The following is a 17,246-nucleotide window of genomic DNA, read 5'->3' as shown; positions in this document are numbered from 1 at the left end:
CAAAACAGACTAAAAAAAATTGCTGATAGGAAATTCTAAATATTTTTTAGGGTAGAAATAGTTTTATTTGGATTGTCTGATTTAAAGATAGCACTGCCTGCAACTAAAATATCAGCTCCCAATTCAACGAGTTTTGAAGCGTTTGTAAGATCTACTCCACCATCAATTCCTATTACTGCACTGGATCCCCGTTTATCTATTAAATTCCAGGTCTGCTCTATTTTTCGATATGTATTTTTTATAAAATTCTGACCACCAAAACCGGGATTTACAGACATTATAAGAACTTGGTCTATGTCGGTGATTACATCGTCCAAATGATTAACAGTAGTATGAGGATTGAGCGCCACGCCAGCCTGCATACCTTCCGATTTGATTTTTTGGATAGTGCTGTGCAAATGGGTACAAGCTTCGTAATGTACAATTAAATGGTCTGCGCCGGACTTTTTAAAGCGCGATATAAACCTTTCGGGTTTTATAATCATTAAATGCACACTGAGCGGTATGGAGGCATATTTCTTTATGGCATCCATCACCGGAAAACCAAAGGAAATGTTGGGTACAAAAAGACCGTCCATAATATCAACATGGATCCAATCGGCTTCACTTTTATTAAGCATTTCTACATCCTTTTGAAGATAAGCAAAATTACCTGCGAGAATAGATGGAGCAATTAGGTGTGACATGGAACTTTTAAAGTTTAAAATTTTATGTTTTTCTTCACTTAAAGGAATGAGAAAAGGTAAAAAAAAAACGCTGATATTTTTGTAATTTCGAGAGAAAGAATTGCCCTACCTATTAAAAATCCATGGTTCTTTCAAAAAAAATAGCAGAACAAAAAAACATAGCGGTTATTGTTGCGCATCCTGATGATGAGACTCTTTGGTGTGGAGGATTAATGTTAATGCACCCGGAATATAAATGGTTTATAGCTTCTGTATGCCGAAAATATGATACGGACAGAGCTCCAAAGTTTAAAAAAGTATTAGAATTTTTTAATGCCTCAGGTATAATGGGCGACCTTAACGATGGACCCGAACAATTTCCTTTGCAAGAAGACGAAGTGAAAAGCACTATTTTAAGTTTGTTGCCAAATGAAAATTTCGACCTAATTATCACCCATAACCCTTTTGGTGAGTACACAAGACATTTACGGCATGAAGAAGTAGGCCGAGCTACAATCCGATTGTGGAATCTTAAAAAATTGAGTACTAAGGAATTATGGGTCTTCGCCTATGAGGATGGGAAAAAAGAATATTACCCGCGTGCTATGGTAACTGCCGACATTCAATTAATGCTCCCTGAAGAGATTTGGAAGGAAAAATACCAAATTATTACGGAGATATATGGTTTCGAAAAAACGGGTTTTGAAGCCAGTACAACCCCTAAAATTGAAGCTTTTTTGCAATTTAAAAATTCCTCTGATGCGGAGAAGTGGTTATCCCAAATGGAGCAGCACCGATAAAACAATGAAATAATATTCCTATGAAAGTATTAGTCCTTTACGATTATCCTCCTTCTCCTGGAGGCTTGGCCACCCAAGGAGATTTACTCTATCGAGGTCTCTGTGAGTTAGGGGTGGATACACATGCCGCACATTTTGAATCGGCACAGGAAAAAGAATGGTATTATCGATGGTTTGAGCCTGATGTGGTGGTGGGTGTAGGTTATTGGGGGCATACACCACAACTGGTACTTCACCCACAACGATATGGAATACGCGCGGTACCTTGGTTGGTTGCAGACGGATATATTGCGAACTTCCAAGAAGTATTAAATGAATTACCACTTATTTTGGTCACTTCAAATTGGGTAAAAGAGATGTATGTAAGAGATGGAATTAAGCCCGATAATATAGAAGTTCTTCCAGTGGGATGTGATACCAATTCATTTGTTCCTTTTAAAAAGACCGATCCGAAGATTATTGCGGTTCGGGAATCCTTGGGAATTTCTCCAGACCAGCTAATGATTCTAACGGTGGGTGGGGATGCCACCTCAAAAGGAGCACAAGAGGTAATGCACGCTCTGGCTATAATCGACACAAAAGCTCCCGATTGGAAATACGTGTGCAAGGTCTGGCCCCAACCTAGAACCAAGGCGCAGAACCTAATGGACTTGGAATTGGCCACCCGCTTAGGACTGGAAAAGAATATTACTTATGCAACGAACACCATTTCAAGAAGTTTTATGCCCTATTTAATAGGGGCGTGTGATATATATGCAGCACCGTCGCGTTTAGAAGGGTTTGGAATGCCCCAAGTTGAAGCCGGTGCCTGTGAAAAACCAGTTATAGGGATAAAAGCAATGGGAATGCTCGATACTCTTATTCACGGTAAAACGGCTTTGCTCGCCAATGTATCCCAAAGGATCATTGTAAATGAAGTGATTTTAGGTGAAGAATCAGGTTATGAAAACAACCATAAAGTTCAGTTTGAAAAGCCTAGAACAGTTGATTACCGAGCAAACGTCCAAGATATAGCGAAATATTTGCTCAAGCTCATGACCGATGAAAAATTACGGGAGGACCTAGGAAAGGCCGGCAGAAAAAATGTGGTGGCAAACTTCGATTATAAGATTGTTGCACAAAAATTTATTGACATCGTACAAAATAGACTAGGCATAAACTGAGACAAAAAAGTGAAAGTAGCTTAATTAATACTGAAATGAGGATTCTAATAAAAAAAGATAACGAAGAAATTGGTCATTGGACGGCAAATTACCTTATCAAAAGAATTACCGAATTTCAACCCAACTCGAAAAAACCTTTCGTTTTGGGATTACCCACGGGTTCCTCTCCAATTACAACTTACGAGGAATTAATCAGAAGAGGTAAGCTAGGTGATATCTCATTCAAAAATGTAATCACATTCAATTTAGATGAGTACGTTGGAATTCCCGAATCACATCCCCAGAGCTACCATACTTTTATGAATGAAAACTTCTTTTCCCAAATTGATATTCCCGCAGAAAACATCCATATCTTAAATGGTAATGCCGAAGACCTAGATAAAGAATGCATTGAATACGAAGATAAAATATTGAAATACGGAGGTATTGAAATTTTGCTTGGTGGAATAGGAATGGATGGCCATATTGCATTTAATGAACCCGGATCTTCATTAAATTCCCGTACACGAATAAAATCTCTTTGCTATGATACCATTGAAGCAAACTCCCGATTTTTTGATGATGACGTTCACAATGTTCCCACAAAAGCCCTAACGATGGGAATCGGAACAATAATGGATGCCAGAGAGGTGGTAATATTTGGCAGTGGATATAAAAAAGCACGAGCCATAAAGGAAATGGTAGGTGGTGCAATAAGTCATATGTGGCCAGCGTCCATTTTACAAATGCACCAAGAATGCGTTTTGGTCTGTGATGAAGAAGCTACTATGGAATTGGAGATTAAAACCGTAAAGTATTTTAAAGATATAGAGGATATTGCCGCACATTCCAACCATCCCTAAACATCAAATTTTATGACACCAGAAATGAAAATACAGGTTGGTGAGACAAAAAATGCAGCTTTAGAGGTGCTTTTGCACAACGCCAAAGGGACTGTTGCAAATTTACCACGAACGGCAGGATGGGGATATCCCGAACCTTACACCCGCGATCTGTTGATTTCCGCCCTGGGTATAGCTACGAGTGGATGTGAAGAATTGATAATGAGCGTCAGGAATGTGCTAGACACCTTGGCAATTACTCAAGCATCTAACGGGCAAATTCCCTCTCTTGTCCACGATACGAACAATAGAGGTTCTAGCGACACCACACCTCTTTTTCTAATGGCAGTAGGAATCTTCCGAAAGTTATTCAATAATCCACATTATCTGGAAGAAGCAGTTAACAAAGCGCTAATTTGGATGGAATATCAATGCCCGACGAGCCATTATTTAATAGCACAACAACCTACCAGCGATTGGCGGGACGAGCAGTGGGTCCTTGGGTATGGATTATTTGTGAATACCGCAACCTATACCGGCCTCAAACTTTTAAAACAACATAATTGGGCGAACAATCTAGGCAATGCAATTAACCAATTTACTTATACTTCGGATCTTGAGCACATCTGTCCTAATGAAGGTTTGGCAATAAAAAATAGACCTTACTTCGCCTTATGGTCCTACAAAGTTTATAGCAGTACCCGCTTTGATTTATTGGGAAACAGTCTGGCCATCCTGGCGGGCTTAAATACAACTTTCGAAGCTCATGAAATGGCTTCTTGGATTGAGAAGGAGTGTAAAATTATGAGAAACGGCAAGATATTGGCTGTGGATCTAGCACCAAATTTTTTCCCTTTTATAGAGCCTAAGGATGAAGATTGGCTGCCCAGATATTATAAATACAACAAACCGGGAGATTATCACAATGGCGGTATTTGGCCATTTATAAGTGGGTTCTACATCGCCGCCCTCGTAGCGGCTCAATTATATGAAGATGCAGATAGGGAACTTTTGGCATTGACTAAACTAGTCCGAAAATCCCGCAACAAAAATTTAGAATTTGGTTTTAACGAATGGTATAAGGCCCAAACAGGGGAACCAATGGGGCAGGATTGGCAAACTTGGAGTGCTTCGAATTATTTATATGCAGCCAATTGTGTACTTGAACAAAGACCTTTATTTTTTGAATCACTTTGCAAACCATAACTATCGTTCCGCAAAATGTTAATTCCTATCAATACCTAGCCCACTTTCCATAGACTTCCTCTCCAACTGTTCAAATCTCCGATCGGCATTTTGTGATGTTTATAACTTCATATTAACCAATTGTTCACAGTGAAACGCTCCGGATTATGTTAATTTTATAAACCCTCAATTACAAAATTATATCAAGAAAAACTTTAATTTTTCGAGGAAATTGATGTTGCCATCATATATGAGGAAATCATTTTAAAACCCTGGTATTCTCCAGATCATAAAATATCGAATTTTATAATCCTACTAATAAAATATAAAATCTTCAAAAATGAAGTTAGCTTACATCGGAACTTATCCACCACGTAAATGCGGAATCGGAACTTTTACTCAAAATCTCGCCAGCGCAATGTTAACGACCGAAAAGGTTGATGAAATAATCGTAATAGCCATAAACGACCACGATTTAAAATATAACTATCCCCCTGAAGTAAAATTAAGCATTGATCAAGAGAATCAAAGTGAGTATAGAAATGCGGCCAATTTCATCAATGAGAGCGGCGCCGATGCCTGCATATTGGAACATGAATTTGGAATATTTGGTGGGCTGAGCGGCGTTTATATTTTATCACTTTTGCACCGCTTACAAATTCCCGTAATTTCCACTTTCCATACCATCTTGGAAACTCCCTCATACAATGAAAAGATTATTCTAAAGGAAATCTGCAGAATGTCCAGTAAAGTTGTGGTAATGAGCCATAAGGCAGTTCACTTTCTTATGGATATATACGGAGTGCCCAAACAAAAAATAGCGCTTATTGAACACGGCTTGCCCGATATAAAATTTGATCAGGAGACGTCAAGAAAAGAATTGAAATTACAAGATAAAAAATTACTTCTCACTTTTGGGTTTATTGGTCGCAGTAAAGGAATTGAGACGGTAATAAATGCGCTGCCGAAAATTTTAGAAAAACATCCGAACGTACTTTATATTGTTCTTGGAAAAACCCACCCAAATGTTTTGAGAGATGCAGGTGAAGAATACCGGGAATATTTGCAGGAGCTTGCAAAAACTTTGGGAGTGGAGAAAAACGTATTAATGATCAATGAATTTCTAGATGAAAACGAACTTTTCAAATATTTGGCGGCCTGCGATATTTATATTACTCCCTATTTAAGTGTAGCCCAGATAACTAGCGGAACACTTACCTACGCCATGGGTTCTGGTTGTGCAGTAGTTTCTACCCCCTATTGGCATGCGGCAGAATTATTGGCAGATGATAAAGGAAAACTATTTGATTTTAATGATTACGAAGGTTTGGCACAAGTGATAAACCAACTTTTGGGCGAGCCCCAAACTTTGGCCAAAATACAAAAGAAAGCGTCAGACTATGGAAAAACTATTACCTGGCCAAAAATTGGTCAAAAGTATGCGAATGTCGTGGAAAATCTTTTATCAATGCCTCAAAAATCGTCCCGTAGAAGTGAGCACGAAATAGACCTAACTTTAATGCCGTCTCTTTCCTTAAGCCATATTAAAAGATTGACTGATGACACGGGAATTATTCAGCACGCAAAATTTGGCATTCCAGATTTTAAAGAAGGATATTGTTTGGATGACAATGCACGGGCCCTACTAATGGCATGTATGTATTACAGACAGGAGAAAGACCCAGAAGCATTGGAACTGATGACTGTTTATCTTAGTTATATCCATTATATGCAAAATGAAAATGGAACTTTTAGAAATTTCTTAAGTTTCAATCGTAATTTTTTAGATGAAGAAGGATCTGAAGATTCATTTGGACGAACCATTTGGGCTCTAGGTTATTTGCTCTCCAACGCATCAAAAGATGCTTTTTACCAAACTGCCAGTGAGCTTTTTTCAAACGCAGTACCTAATTTTGGCAATATTAAATCTATCCGGGGAATCGCCTACACTATCTTGGGGATATGCTATTATCTAAAACGACATTCATATGATAATGGTATGAAAAGAAATCTTCGCACTTTGACAGAAACTCTTGTTTGGCATTATAATCAGAACCAATCGGAAGACTGGAAATGGTTTGAGGTTCTTTTAGCTTATGACAACGGTATCCTTCCTTTGGCATTACTGCAGGCTACAAATTTTCTGAAAGATAATAAGGTTACAGATGTAGCTTTAGCTTCCATGAATTTTCTTATCGAACACACATTAAAAGATGGATATCTTTCTATTATAGGAAATAAAGATTGGTATGTAAGAAATAAGGAACGATCTATTTTTGCACAGCAACCTATTGATGCCCAAGCCATGGTTCTTCTATGTCACGAAGCTTATAAATTAACCGGAGATCGCGATTATCTCGATAAACTCTTCACTTGCTTTATGTGGTTCTTGGGCGAAAATGATATGCGAATGAGTTTATACAATTATGAAACTGAAGGATGTTCTGACGGATTTGAAATTGATGGGGTAAACAGAAATCAGGGAGCAGAAAGCACATTGGCTTATTTTATTTCCTATTTAACGGTTTTACAAGCCTACGAAGAATCCTTTCATTTACATAATTCGATTAAATTCGCTGTTTAGATAAGAATTTTGATACCGAACTTAATATGTTTTGAAGCTAGAAATTGGAGGCTCGAACATAGACTAATTTAATTTTGAAGAATTAATATGGTATTCCTTGATTTGAGAAATGTTTTTTACAAAATACCCGAACCTAGTTTAAGAGATTGAAAAAGACCCTTTTCAAAAAATACGCCAATTAATGTTTCAACCCATAAAATAACGCTTCCATATCCACAATTGCATAAGTGGTAGAATAATCCGAAACGGCATAAGGCAAAATCAGATTATTATTGTGAATAAGAGAACCACAGGAATACACCACATTTGGCACATATCCTTCACGTTCATTTTCAAGAGGCATAAGCAATGGCTCTGAAAGTCTTCCAATTTCTTTAGTTGGATCGTCCAGATCGAAAAGAGCTGCGCCGATGCAATAGCGTCGCATAGGTCCAACCCCGTGCGTGATGATCAGCCAACCCTGCTCAGTCCAAATTGGCGAACCACAATTACCCATTTTTGAAAATTCCCAGGGATATTTCGGTTTTTGGAGTAGTATGGGGTCTGTCCACAGGGTATCCCTATCGGAGAACATTATATAATTATTCATTCCATCCAATCGCGATAGCATAGCATACTGACCTTTAATTCTTCTTGGGAAAATTGCCAGATTTTTACCCAGCGCTCCTTTTCCGTGCAGTGGCATTATTCGAAATTTACAAAACTCATCCGTTGAGAGGAATTTGGGTAATATGGTATGTCCATTATAGGCGGTATAGGTAGCATAATATTTTACACTTCCGTCATCGTCGATAAACTGGACAAACCTAGCATCTTCAATCCCGTTGCTTTCAGACTCTGAGATTGGATAAATTACCCTTTCACTAATATCCGAATCCCGTTCGAACTTAATATCATAATATGAGTCAACTAACCAAGTTATTTCTTCAAGAGCGAGTCTTCTGCTTTCACTTATTTCCGGATCCTCTAGAATGCTATTTACTGATTTTTTTAGCACTACATAATCGAAATGGTCCGGGAGATCATCAACGATTTTTTGGGAGTATTTTTCGGGAATATTCATCTCGCGCATTTTTTTCACAAACCTTCCCTTATGGTAAGATTTCTTTTGTGATACCTCGGCAATATCCATTGACTTCCCTATGTTCATTAAAGTTAAATTGTTATTCTTATCGAGAATACCCCTTCTAAAAACAATGGACGAAATGTGACCTTCTCCTGTGGCACGAAAGGACATAATAACCCTCATTTCACCTTCCTCTAAATATGTTTGATCAAAATCGGGAATTATGGAAGGATTGAAAAAGGCAGTAGACTCAATGGAATATTCCATTGTGAGGTAGGATCCGATCAGGAGTTTTCGTTCTTCTGAAATATTGTCGGGATTAATCTGCATACTTTTCAAAACCGGAGCGGCTCTATGAAAATGTTTTTTAAAAAGCCACGTAATACTTCTGTGTCTATAGGCAAATTCGCGTAAAACCTGATCAAGTGTTTGGTGTACTTCACTTTCACTTAAACCAAAAACCAACGAAATCATATCTTTTGTTGGCTGTTCGCCATTCATAAAATATCTGGCAATTACTCTACTGGAATCGGGAAGAAGATTTACTTGTTTTCTTGTAACGGGAACTCTCATAAATATGTTTTAGGGAAACTTAAAGGTACATTATCTATAAACGTAGTAAAAAATTTTAAGAATATATTGGTATTAGAGCGAAGCTTATCTCCTTAAAAATATTCGGATGTACGAAGTGCTAAGTGGAAAGTGGAAGTAACAGTAGGCCGAGGAACAAGTGACTAGAAATTTAGCCACTTACAAACCCAGTGGAGATTCCGTTTAAGTTATTAATTAATAAGAGATCACTTTTTTATGGCGAATAGAATCTTTTTGAAAAGTAGTCCAGTCTTTTTTGCCCTCCAAAATACCCTTGGTTTCCCAATCCCCATAAATGGCGTTTGGAAGGATAATATATCTATGCCCAAAAGCTGCTTTTAGGCTGTCCACGCTTCTGTTCCGCTCTTCCGTTGACCGGTTTTCGAATATGGAGGAAAAATCGGTAAGGTTATCTCCAATGAGCATAATTACTTCGTAGCGTTCTTCCACTTTAGCTCTTCTGCCCCCCTTCTTGCTCGTATCTTTTTCCAACAAAATATGGGCGCTATCAGCATTTGGGAAACCCACATTTCTTAAATTTTCGAGAGTGGCTTCCTCTTGATCATCCGTTCTATTGGAAATATAAATAACCTCCACTCCCTTACTTTTGGCATAATTAAAAAATTCCACAGCTCCGGGAATAGGTTTTGCCTTTTTTAGATCTACCCATTCCGTCCAGCGTTCGGGAATATAATCTTCTTTTAATTCAATTTGTTTTCCGCTGTAAGGGCTGTTATCTAAAATAGTTTCATCAATATCGGTTATAATCGCCAACGGTTTTTTGAAAGTATCTTTATTACCAAGCAAGTTATCCAACTGCATCTTTGCCAAATTAAAAGCTTGGTAGGCCAGAGCGCGATATTCGCCAGAATGTTGTTGCCATAATACCGCAGCTATTGAATACTCTCTAGGCGGGATTCCATTATCCAGCAGATACACTTTATCTACCTTGGATTCCTGAACTTGGGATTTACAACCAAGTAGCATAGCAAACACTAACAACGTGATTATACTCTTATTTTTCATCTCTTTTTTTGATGTCGATTTTAATTTACAACAGCGATATGAAAATTTCTAACTTTTTGTTTCATCCACGTAAACTTCTCTGTTAACCTTTTCGCAACCATCCCAGGATTTTATTTTGTTCGATTTTCCATTTCCCGTTTTCCATCTTCAATCTATAAGTTTCCCGTGAGCTTGCCATTGGTCCCGGATTTTGTTGGACAATCTCAACAGAATTCTCACCTACCTTTGAAATTATAGCTACATGTCCATATTTATTAAAACTAGTCGCATCATAAACCACAAGATCATCAACCTTTGGCTTACTGCTACTCGGATTGGAATATTGGGTTAGATTCCGTCTTTTACTTCTTTTACCATCGGCCAATTGCTTTTCAAAAAAATCCTTGGCATGTCCATAACTGTCGGGCATTTTATGATCTAAATGCTCATAATAATATCTTTTTACAAATTCCACACATTGGTAGCGCAACCCTATATTGTACCCATCGGGAGCTACATTTCTACCTTCAACATTCCCTACAGAATTATTGTAATACACATAAACCCCATTAAGGCTATCCACCTTATCTCCAACCTTTAATGATCTCGCTTTAAATTTTCGAATCAGTTTATCGCAGGAACTCAAGGTCGATACACCTACCATTAGAAACAAACTAAAAAGTAAAATTTTCCGCATTGGTTAGAAATCAGAGTTTTATTGAGAATAATAAATAGGAGACAAATTTAAACAAAAGTACTTCAACCCACCTGACAGCATATTTCAAATAATAAATCATCGTTGATTACCTATATTTTACTAATTACAAATTGACTTCGAATTACTATAAACAATCAATATTAAAGGAAATAAAAAAGAAGATAAGCTTTTCAATTTTCCATTTAAAACATAAAAATTGACTGTATATTTGTGTAAATAGGTTCACTAAAACTTATTTATTTTGAACATATTTCCAAAAACCAACTAAAAAACCATTTAAGATATGGGTCATTTTTTAGTATCAGATTTAACATAATAGAACCATGAGCAACTACCACATTAAAAATTTAGAAGAATATTTCCAAGTATATAGAAAGTCCGTTCGTGACCCAGAAAGTTTTTGGGAAGAAATAGCCGAAGAGAATTTTATCTGGAGGAAACGCTGGGAGAAAGTTCTCGAGTACGATTTTAAAAAACCGGAAATCTCATGGTATAAAGATGCAAAATTGAATATTACCGAAAATTGCATCGACCGCCATCTTTATGCCCACGGTGATAAAACTGCCATTATTTTTGAACCCAACGACCCTTCAGAAATGGCCCAACATATTAGTTATCAAGAATTACACGATAGGGTCTGTAGGTTTGCAAATGTGCTTTTGAACCAAGGTGTAACGAAGGGAGATCGCGTGTGTATTTATTTACCAATGATTCCCGAGCTTCCGGTAGCCTTATTGGCCTGTGCTCGTATTGGAGCCATTCATTCTGTCGTTTTTGCTGGCTTTTCCTCCCAGGCACTTTCATCTCGAATTAATGATTCAGATTGCAAAATAGTGGTTACAAGTGACGGTTCATATCGGGGTAACAAAACAATAGACTTAAAGGGAATAGTAGATGAAGCTGTTTTATCCTGTCCCGGAGTAAAAACGGTTTTGGTAGCCAAACGCACCAACACTGAAATAGCAATGATAGAAAACCGCGACAAATGGTTGCAGCCACTTTTGGACCAAGCGAGCAATAACTGCGAACCGGAAATAATGGATGCCGAGGATCCACTATTTATTCTATATACTTCCGGCTCAACGGGGAAACCAAAAGGAATGGTGCATACTACTGCAGGATATATGGTTTTTATAGCCCACACGTTTAAAAATGTTTTTCAATATCGAGAAAATGATATATTCTGGTGTACTGCCGATATTGGTTGGGTTACTGGCCATAGTTATATTGTATACGGTCCTCTGTTAAATGGGGCGACTACGATACTTTTTGAGGGAATTCCGTCTTACCCGGATTTCGGTAGATTTTGGGAGGTGATTGAAAAACACAAAGTAACCCAATTTTATACCGCACCCACTGCCATTCGTGCATTGGCGAAGGAGAGCTTGGAGTTTTCAGAAGGACATGATCTTTCTTCCTTAAAAATTCTGGGTAGTGTGGGTGAACCAATAAACGAAGAAGCCTGGCACTGGTATAACGATAATATTGGGAAAAAACAATGTCCCATTGTGGATACTTGGTGGCAAACCGAGACGGGAGGTATCCTAATCTCTCCAATTCCATATTCCACTCCCACCATTCCTACCTATGCCACGCTTCCGCTACCCGGAGTTCAACCGGCATTGATGGATGATGAAGGAAGGGAGCTGAAAGGAAACCAAGTAAACGGTCGGCTTTGTATAAAATTTCCGTGGCCGGGAATGGCACGGACCATTTGGGGAAACCATGAACGTTATAAGGAAACCTATTTTTCCACTTTTGAAAATTATTATTTCTCTGGTGATGGAGCCTTACGCGATAGCACAGGTTATTATCGAATTACCGGCCGTGTGGATGACGTAATTATTGTTTCTGGTCACAATCTGGGCACAGCTCCAATTGAAGATGCGATTAACGAACACCCTGCAGTCGCTGAAAGCGCCATCGTAGGATTTCCCCACGATGTAAAAGGAAACGCGTTATATGGATTCGTTATCCTCAAAGAAACAGGAGAAAGCCGGGTACAAGACAATTTACGTAAGGAGATAAACCAGATTATTTCCGAACACATTGGACCGATAGCAAAACTTGATAAGATCCAATTCACCCGCGGATTACCGAAAACCAGAAGTGGAAAGATAATGCGACGCATCCTTCGGAAAATCGCGGAAAAAGACACTTCCAATTTGGGGGATACCTCTACCCTCTTGGATCCCGATGTAGTTGAAGAGATTATTAAAAATTCACTTTAAAATTCTCAAAAACACCCAAATCAAAGAAAAAACCAGGAGTTAATAAAAACTTTATGAAAGGTTAATTTATGTTAATTAAATTCTTATCTTTAAGAGTGAATTTAAACATAATTCATCTTTTTATTAAACTCTATAAAAATGTATCTTTCTGCCTTTTTTGGTTTTCTCACGATCGTAACAGGGATTCTTGGTTACGTAGGACTTGGATTTGGGAGTATATATTCAATGCGAATCTTCTTTTTTGTTTTTTTACTAAGCACTATCATTGCTTTTTTCTTTGGAAAACGCGAAAAACAAAAAAGGTATTACGACTAAGCCCAAATCATTGACGGGAAACATGTTCTTTCAGAACATAGTAAGGAAAAAAATCCCTCTTTCAATTTTTGACAGAGGGATTTTCTCTTTGATACTTTTTATTGAATACAGCGGTTTTAAACTGCATTTTCCGGATAGCTGTCTTTAATTGATTATTCATCACAGAATAAAATGAATTGAGTTCCGTATCTTTGCGCCTTTAAAATTTGAACCTATGTATACTAACGCTTTGCAAGCAATATCACCGATTGACGGCAGATACGCTTCCCGGACCTCAAGCCTTATCCCCTATTTTTCAGAAGAAGCGCTCATAAGATATAGAGTACAGGTTGAAATTGAATATTTTATTGCTCTTGTTGAATTGGAGTTGCCCCAATTACAAGATTTTAATAGAGATCTTTTTCCAGATTTACGAAAACTTTATTTGGAATTTTCCGTTCAGGATGCCATCCAAATCAAGGAAACCGAAAAAATCACTAACCACGATGTAAAGGCGGTTGAATATTTTATAAAGGATAAATTTGCGGATTTAGAAATCCAAAAATATAAGGAGTTTATCCATTTCGGATTGACCTCCCAGGATATTAACAATACCGCAGTTCCTCTTTCTTTAAAAGATGCGATCAACAATGTATATGTACCGCTTCTTACGAACCTCAAAAACAAACTAAAGGAATTGTCTGAAAGTTGGGAAAATGTTCCCATGCTTGCGCGAACCCATGGCCAGCCTGCCTCACCAACTCGTTTAGGGAAAGAAATCAATGTGTTTGTAGTTCGTATTGAGGAACAGTTCGATTTAATGAACGATATAAAAAGTGCGGCCAAATTTGGAGGTGCAACGGGTAATTTCAATGCCCATAAAGTTGCTTATCCTAATATAGATTGGCGCGCCTTTGGAAAACGTTTTGTTGAAGGGACCTTAGGATTAAACCATTCGTTTCCTACCACACAAATTGAGCATTACGACCATATGGCAGCTCTTTTTGACGCCTTAAAAAGAATCAATACTATCATAATAGATTTGGATAGGGATATTTGGACCTATGTATCAATGGACTATTTCAAACAGGAAATAAAAGCAGGAGAAGTAGGATCCAGTGCAATGCCACATAAAGTGAATCCAATAGATTTTGAAAACAGTGAGGGAAACTTGGGAATCGCCAATGCTATTTTCGAGCACTTAGCAGCCAAATTGCCAATCAGCAGATTACAACGTGATCTTACAGATAGCACGGTTTTAAGAAACATTGGCGTGCCAATTGGCCATACAATAATCGCATTCCATTCAACTTTAAAAGGTCTTGGAAAACTATTGTTGAATGAGCCGAAATTCGCCCAAGACCTTGAAAATAACTGGGCAGTCGTCGCCGAAGCGATTCAGACAATTTTACGTCGTGAGGGCTATCCCAATCCATATGAAGCGCTAAAGGGATTAACGCGCACCAATGAAAAAATAAACCAAACTTCCATGGCAAATTTCATTGAAACCCTAGAAGTTCCCGAGAGTGTAAAACAAGAAATGCGCAATATTACTCCGGCTAATTATACTGGTATTTAAAACCATTTGAGGGTTCTTAAAAAACTGACCGCGAATTCACGAATGTTTGTATAAGTTTACTCAAGAATTCTTGGAAAATTCTTAAACTCTTAAAGCTTTTCAACGAGCTATCTAAAATAATTAGACAAGAATTCACGAATGTTTTCCAATACTATTCGTGAATTCGTGGTTAAACCTTTGTAGTAGCTATGCAGTTCAAAACTGCCCTTTCTTGGAAAAAAAACGACTTCAAATACATAATTTTTTTTATAGCCATTCGTGTATTCTTGCTATAATTTCCATCCCGATTAAACCCGAAGCCTGAAACCTAGTTTAATCAGATAGTGAAACATAGTTTAATCAGATAGAATCTTTAAATACACCCGTAAACACATCGCTCAAACCACTCAATTTGGATAAATCCAAATCCCCATCTTCCACAGATTTCATTAGGTGAAGCATTTGGTCTGGCCGCATGTTTTTGCCGAGCAATCGGAATATCGCGAATCCTCTTTCACTATCATTTGCATATACAATAACCTCATCAATTGCATCTTCCTCACCAGTATATTTTAGAGTGGCATTCCAATTTTTACTTTTTATTCGTGTGAGTTCTTTAAACCGATCTTGTCTTAAAATGGATTCAAGTTCGTTTCTTTCAGACAAATATTCGGTGGTATCGCCCGCTTTTATAGGATATGCCACTACGTTTATCTTTTTGATAGTCTTGAGGATATCTTTTTCCTCCTGACCAAAACTGCTGTTTTTCCCTTCAAGTAAACTGGTAGGAAGATCAACCTTAACAAACTTTGGATCATCTTGTTTTGCCACCAAATATTTCTGGAGGGACTTATCACTACAAGAAATCAAAGTTAATGCGGTCAATGTGATGACCATTAAATTCCGTAGGAGTGCCATAATTATTTACTTTTCTTTTTGTCGATATTCTTCAATTGCTCGCTTCCCGGAACTTTTAATTCCTCCGTCAATTTCGAAATTTGTTTAAGATCGATGTTGCCGGTAATGCTCATAATAATGGTTGTAGGTTTTCCATCAACCATTCCGCTAAGATGCATTAACAGTTCACTCACGAAGTTCTCGTTTTTACCTTCCTTGCTATAAAACTGAATGTTCTGCCCATCGTCTTTTATTCGCATCAATTCACCTAAATCCTTGGAAGAGGAAATATATTTGGCAACGGCAGCATCCATTTTTTTACCGACGGCTGGATTTTCGGTTGTGAAAATCTTGATGTTATCCAAATTGTCTACCATATTCAAATATGCTTGGGCCTCAGGATCCTTTGAGTTAAGATCCATTTTGCTCAAAAGCTTGAACATATTCTTAGTAACCACTACGGAAGATACATCCTTTTCATTTTCAAAGGAATCAAAGGTATTTTGTGCCCAAGAAACCAATGGGGCGATGGCAAGTGCCATTATAATTGCAATTTTTTTCATTTTATATTTTTTAGGGTTTGTTATTGATTTTCTTAATTTAATATTTTGAGCTATTCAATTGGGTTTATAATTTATTCGGATTCACTTTTCCAAAACTTATCCTTAGCAAGTTCAAACTGATTCACATATAAAAGCTGCTGCGTACCTTTGTTCAAGTTTTCAGAGAGAAGTAGCATTGCTTTTTTACTATTCTCAAAAGCTACTAATGCCTCCCTTTCCTCTTGACTTAATTGCGGTTGTGAAAAATAAAAAGCCCCAATTCCGAATGCAACTACAATCATTGCTGCCACGGTATACCACCAAGTTTTAATTTTCGGGGTGTTTGTACTTATTTGCAACTCAAAAGACCTTTTGGACGTTTCCTTTTGGGCAGCAGAAAGTCCCACAAAAATTGGTTTATATTGAAGTAAGTGCGTTGCAACTTTCTGATTGTTGAAATAGTCCAACAGTATGGCCTCTTCTTCAAGACTTGACGCACCTTCAAAATAGGCGGTTAATAAATTTTCAATATTGTGTGATTCCATAATTGTATTTTTTTATCATTGCTTCCCTTACGGTCTTTCGAGCCCTTGAGAGAGTTACCCTTACCGCTGTTTCATTACTATCAAGAATATGTGCTATCTCCGAAAACTCCAACTGTTCCACATCGCGTAACTGAAGTACTATCCTCTGCTGCTCGGGCAAAGAATCCATAATCTTGAATACCAATCCAACCTCTTCATTGGCCTCAACCTCTCTTTCGAGATTCTGGCTCGTAGGATAATTGGAATGGACGATTTTCAAGTTAGAGGCTTGTTTCGATTTAAGTCGGTCCAAACAGTAATTCTTTGTTACGGTTATAGCAAAAGCTTCCGGACTTTTATAGTTTCCTATGTTTTCCTTTCCTTTCCACAATTTTAAAAGAACTTCCTGAACCGCATCTTCGGCCTCATCATTGGAAATTAAGATTCTTTTGGACAAGCGGTATAACCTATCTTTTAAGGGGATAAATGTCTCGATAAATTCCTGCTTGTCCATCTTAACGCTGTACTTGCTCTATAATACCATGACGAATCACTGCTATATTTGTTACATCCAGATAATATAATGATTCTGCTTTTTCCAA

General features: G+C 37.7%; 15 protein-coding genes. 7 read left to right on the top strand and 8 right to left on the bottom strand.

All coding sequences use genetic code 11. The features are described 5' to 3' along the window. Nucleotides 1-35 precede the first annotated feature (35 nt). Nucleotides 36-686: a ribulose-phosphate 3-epimerase gene (rpe, locus tag EI546_RS15760; RefSeq protein WP_128251444.1), complete on the bottom strand. Its 651-nt coding sequence runs from the start codon at nucleotides 684-686 to the stop codon at nucleotides 36-38. 122 nt (nucleotides 687-808) lie between these two features. On the opposite strand from rpe, the gene EI546_RS15755 reads away from it, so the two are divergent. The 5 genes from EI546_RS15755 to EI546_RS15735 all read left to right on the top strand — a co-directional run bounded on the left by EI546_RS15755 (nucleotide 809) and on the right by EI546_RS15735 (nucleotide 7,218). After that, on the top strand, nucleotides 809-1,465 hold the full coding sequence (locus tag EI546_RS15755; protein ID WP_128251443.1) for a PIG-L deacetylase family protein: 657 nt from the start codon (nucleotides 809-811) through the stop codon (nucleotides 1,463-1,465). A gap of 20 nt (nucleotides 1,466-1,485) precedes the next feature. Beyond that, complete coding sequence (locus EI546_RS15750) at nucleotides 1,486-2,628, top strand: glycosyltransferase family 4 protein (protein ID WP_128251442.1); 1,143 nt, start codon at nucleotides 1,486-1,488, stop codon at nucleotides 2,626-2,628. Nucleotides 2,629-2,663: 35 nt separating this feature from the next. Beyond that, nucleotides 2,664-3,470: a glucosamine-6-phosphate deaminase gene (gene nagB, locus EI546_RS15745; RefSeq protein ID WP_128251441.1), complete on the top strand. Its 807-nt coding sequence runs from the start codon at nucleotides 2,664-2,666 to the stop codon at nucleotides 3,468-3,470. A 12-nt stretch (nucleotides 3,471-3,482) separates the two neighbouring features. Next, the gene (locus EI546_RS15740; protein WP_128251440.1) at nucleotides 3,483-4,655 is read left to right on the top strand and encodes a glycoside hydrolase 100 family protein; all 1,173 of its coding nucleotides are present in this window, start codon (nucleotides 3,483-3,485) and stop codon (nucleotides 4,653-4,655) included. Between the two features lie 319 nt (nucleotides 4,656-4,974). After that, nucleotides 4,975-7,218, top strand: coding sequence for a glycosyltransferase family 4 protein (locus EI546_RS15735; RefSeq protein WP_128251439.1), 2,244 nt, complete (start codon nucleotides 4,975-4,977; stop codon nucleotides 7,216-7,218). Between the two features lie 178 nt (nucleotides 7,219-7,396). Here the strand turns inward: EI546_RS15735 and EI546_RS15730 are convergent, their stop codons facing one another. The 3 genes from EI546_RS15730 to EI546_RS15720 all read right to left on the bottom strand — a co-directional run bounded on the left by EI546_RS15730 (nucleotide 7,397) and on the right by EI546_RS15720 (nucleotide 10,577). After that, nucleotides 7,397-8,857 (bottom strand): glycoside hydrolase family 130 protein, encoded by a 1,461-nt coding sequence (locus EI546_RS15730; RefSeq protein WP_128251438.1) that lies wholly within the window; start codon nucleotides 8,855-8,857, stop codon nucleotides 7,397-7,399. Nucleotides 8,858-9,070: 213 nt separating this feature from the next. Then, a complete protein-coding gene (locus EI546_RS15725) occupies nucleotides 9,071-9,901 on the bottom strand; it encodes a 5'-nucleotidase, lipoprotein e(P4) family (protein WP_128251437.1) in 831 nt (276 codons plus the stop codon). A gap of 82 nt (nucleotides 9,902-9,983) precedes the next feature. Further along, entirely contained in the window at nucleotides 9,984-10,577 is a 594-nt protein-coding gene (locus EI546_RS15720; protein WP_128251436.1) for a CHAP domain-containing protein, read from the bottom strand. Between the two features lie 344 nt (nucleotides 10,578-10,921). Between EI546_RS15720 and acs the strand changes: the two genes are divergently transcribed. Next, the gene (gene acs / locus EI546_RS15715; protein WP_128251435.1) at nucleotides 10,922-12,829 is read left to right on the top strand and encodes an acetate--CoA ligase; all 1,908 of its coding nucleotides are present in this window, start codon (nucleotides 10,922-10,924) and stop codon (nucleotides 12,827-12,829) included. 529 nt (nucleotides 12,830-13,358) lie between these two features. Then, a complete protein-coding gene (purB, locus tag EI546_RS15710; RefSeq protein WP_128251434.1) occupies nucleotides 13,359-14,702 on the top strand; it encodes an adenylosuccinate lyase in 1,344 nt (447 codons plus the stop codon). 339 nt (nucleotides 14,703-15,041) lie between these two features. Here the strand turns inward: purB and EI546_RS15705 are convergent, their stop codons facing one another. The 4 genes from EI546_RS15705 to EI546_RS15690 all read right to left on the bottom strand — a co-directional run bounded on the left by EI546_RS15705 (nucleotide 15,042) and on the right by EI546_RS15690 (nucleotide 17,158). Next, the gene (locus tag EI546_RS15705) at nucleotides 15,042-15,599 is read right to left on the bottom strand and encodes a DUF4252 domain-containing protein (RefSeq protein WP_128251433.1); all 558 of its coding nucleotides are present in this window, start codon (nucleotides 15,597-15,599) and stop codon (nucleotides 15,042-15,044) included. Nucleotides 15,600-15,601: 2 nt separating this feature from the next. Further along, a complete protein-coding gene (locus EI546_RS15700) occupies nucleotides 15,602-16,141 on the bottom strand; it encodes a DUF4252 domain-containing protein (RefSeq protein WP_128251432.1) in 540 nt (179 codons plus the stop codon). A 71-nt stretch (nucleotides 16,142-16,212) separates the two neighbouring features. Then, nucleotides 16,213-16,665, bottom strand: a complete 453-nt coding sequence (locus tag EI546_RS15695; RefSeq protein WP_128251431.1) for a hypothetical protein — start codon at nucleotides 16,663-16,665, stop codon at nucleotides 16,213-16,215. Next, nucleotides 16,646-17,158 carry an RNA polymerase sigma factor gene (locus EI546_RS15690; protein ID WP_128251430.1) on the bottom strand — a complete coding sequence of 171 codons (513 nt, stop codon included), beginning with the start codon at nucleotides 17,156-17,158 and terminating at the stop codon, nucleotides 16,646-16,648. The genes EI546_RS15695 and EI546_RS15690 overlap by 20 nt, the downstream gene beginning before the upstream one ends. Between the last annotated feature and the right edge of the window lie 88 nt (nucleotides 17,159-17,246).

Source organism: Aequorivita sp. H23M31 (assembly GCF_004022485.1).
In the GTDB taxonomy this organism is placed as follows: Bacteria; Bacteroidota; Bacteroidia; order Flavobacteriales; family Flavobacteriaceae; genus Aequorivita; species Aequorivita ciconiae.
Note: the sequence above shows the minus strand (reverse complement) of the source record. Positions and strands in the feature narration are given on the sequence as shown.

Coding starts and splice junctions, on each gene's coding strand:
- EI546_RS15700 (WP_128251432.1), bottom strand. CDS start 16,141: ATGAAAAAAATTGCAATTATAATGGCACTTGCCATCGCCCCATTGGTT.
- purB (WP_128251434.1), top strand. CDS start 13,359: ATGTATACTAACGCTTTGCAAGCAATATCACCGATTGACGGCAGATAC.
- EI546_RS15720 (WP_128251436.1), bottom strand. CDS start 10,577: ATGCGGAAAATTTTACTTTTTAGTTTGTTTCTAATGGTAGGTGTATCG.
- EI546_RS15750 (WP_128251442.1), top strand. CDS start 1,486: ATGAAAGTATTAGTCCTTTACGATTATCCTCCTTCTCCTGGAGGCTTG.
- EI546_RS15695 (WP_128251431.1), bottom strand. CDS start 16,665: ATGGAATCACACAATATTGAAAATTTATTAACCGCCTATTTTGAAGGT.
- EI546_RS15705 (WP_128251433.1), bottom strand. CDS start 15,599: ATGGCACTCCTACGGAATTTAATGGTCATCACATTGACCGCATTAACT.
- acs (WP_128251435.1), top strand. CDS start 10,922: ATGAGCAACTACCACATTAAAAATTTAGAAGAATATTTCCAAGTATAT.
- EI546_RS15690 (WP_128251430.1), bottom strand. CDS start 17,158: ATGGACAAGCAGGAATTTATCGAGACATTTATCCCCTTAAAAGATAGG.
- rpe (WP_128251444.1), bottom strand. CDS start 686: ATGTCACACCTAATTGCTCCATCTATTCTCGCAGGTAATTTTGCTTAT.
- nagB (WP_128251441.1), top strand. CDS start 2,664: ATGAGGATTCTAATAAAAAAAGATAACGAAGAAATTGGTCATTGGACG.
- EI546_RS15735 (WP_128251439.1), top strand. CDS start 4,975: ATGAAGTTAGCTTACATCGGAACTTATCCACCACGTAAATGCGGAATC.
- EI546_RS15755 (WP_128251443.1), top strand. CDS start 809: ATGGTTCTTTCAAAAAAAATAGCAGAACAAAAAAACATAGCGGTTATT.
- EI546_RS15730 (WP_128251438.1), bottom strand. CDS start 8,857: ATGAGAGTTCCCGTTACAAGAAAACAAGTAAATCTTCTTCCCGATTCC.
- EI546_RS15725 (WP_128251437.1), bottom strand. CDS start 9,901: ATGAAAAATAAGAGTATAATCACGTTGTTAGTGTTTGCTATGCTACTT.
- EI546_RS15740 (WP_128251440.1), top strand. CDS start 3,483: ATGACACCAGAAATGAAAATACAGGTTGGTGAGACAAAAAATGCAGCT.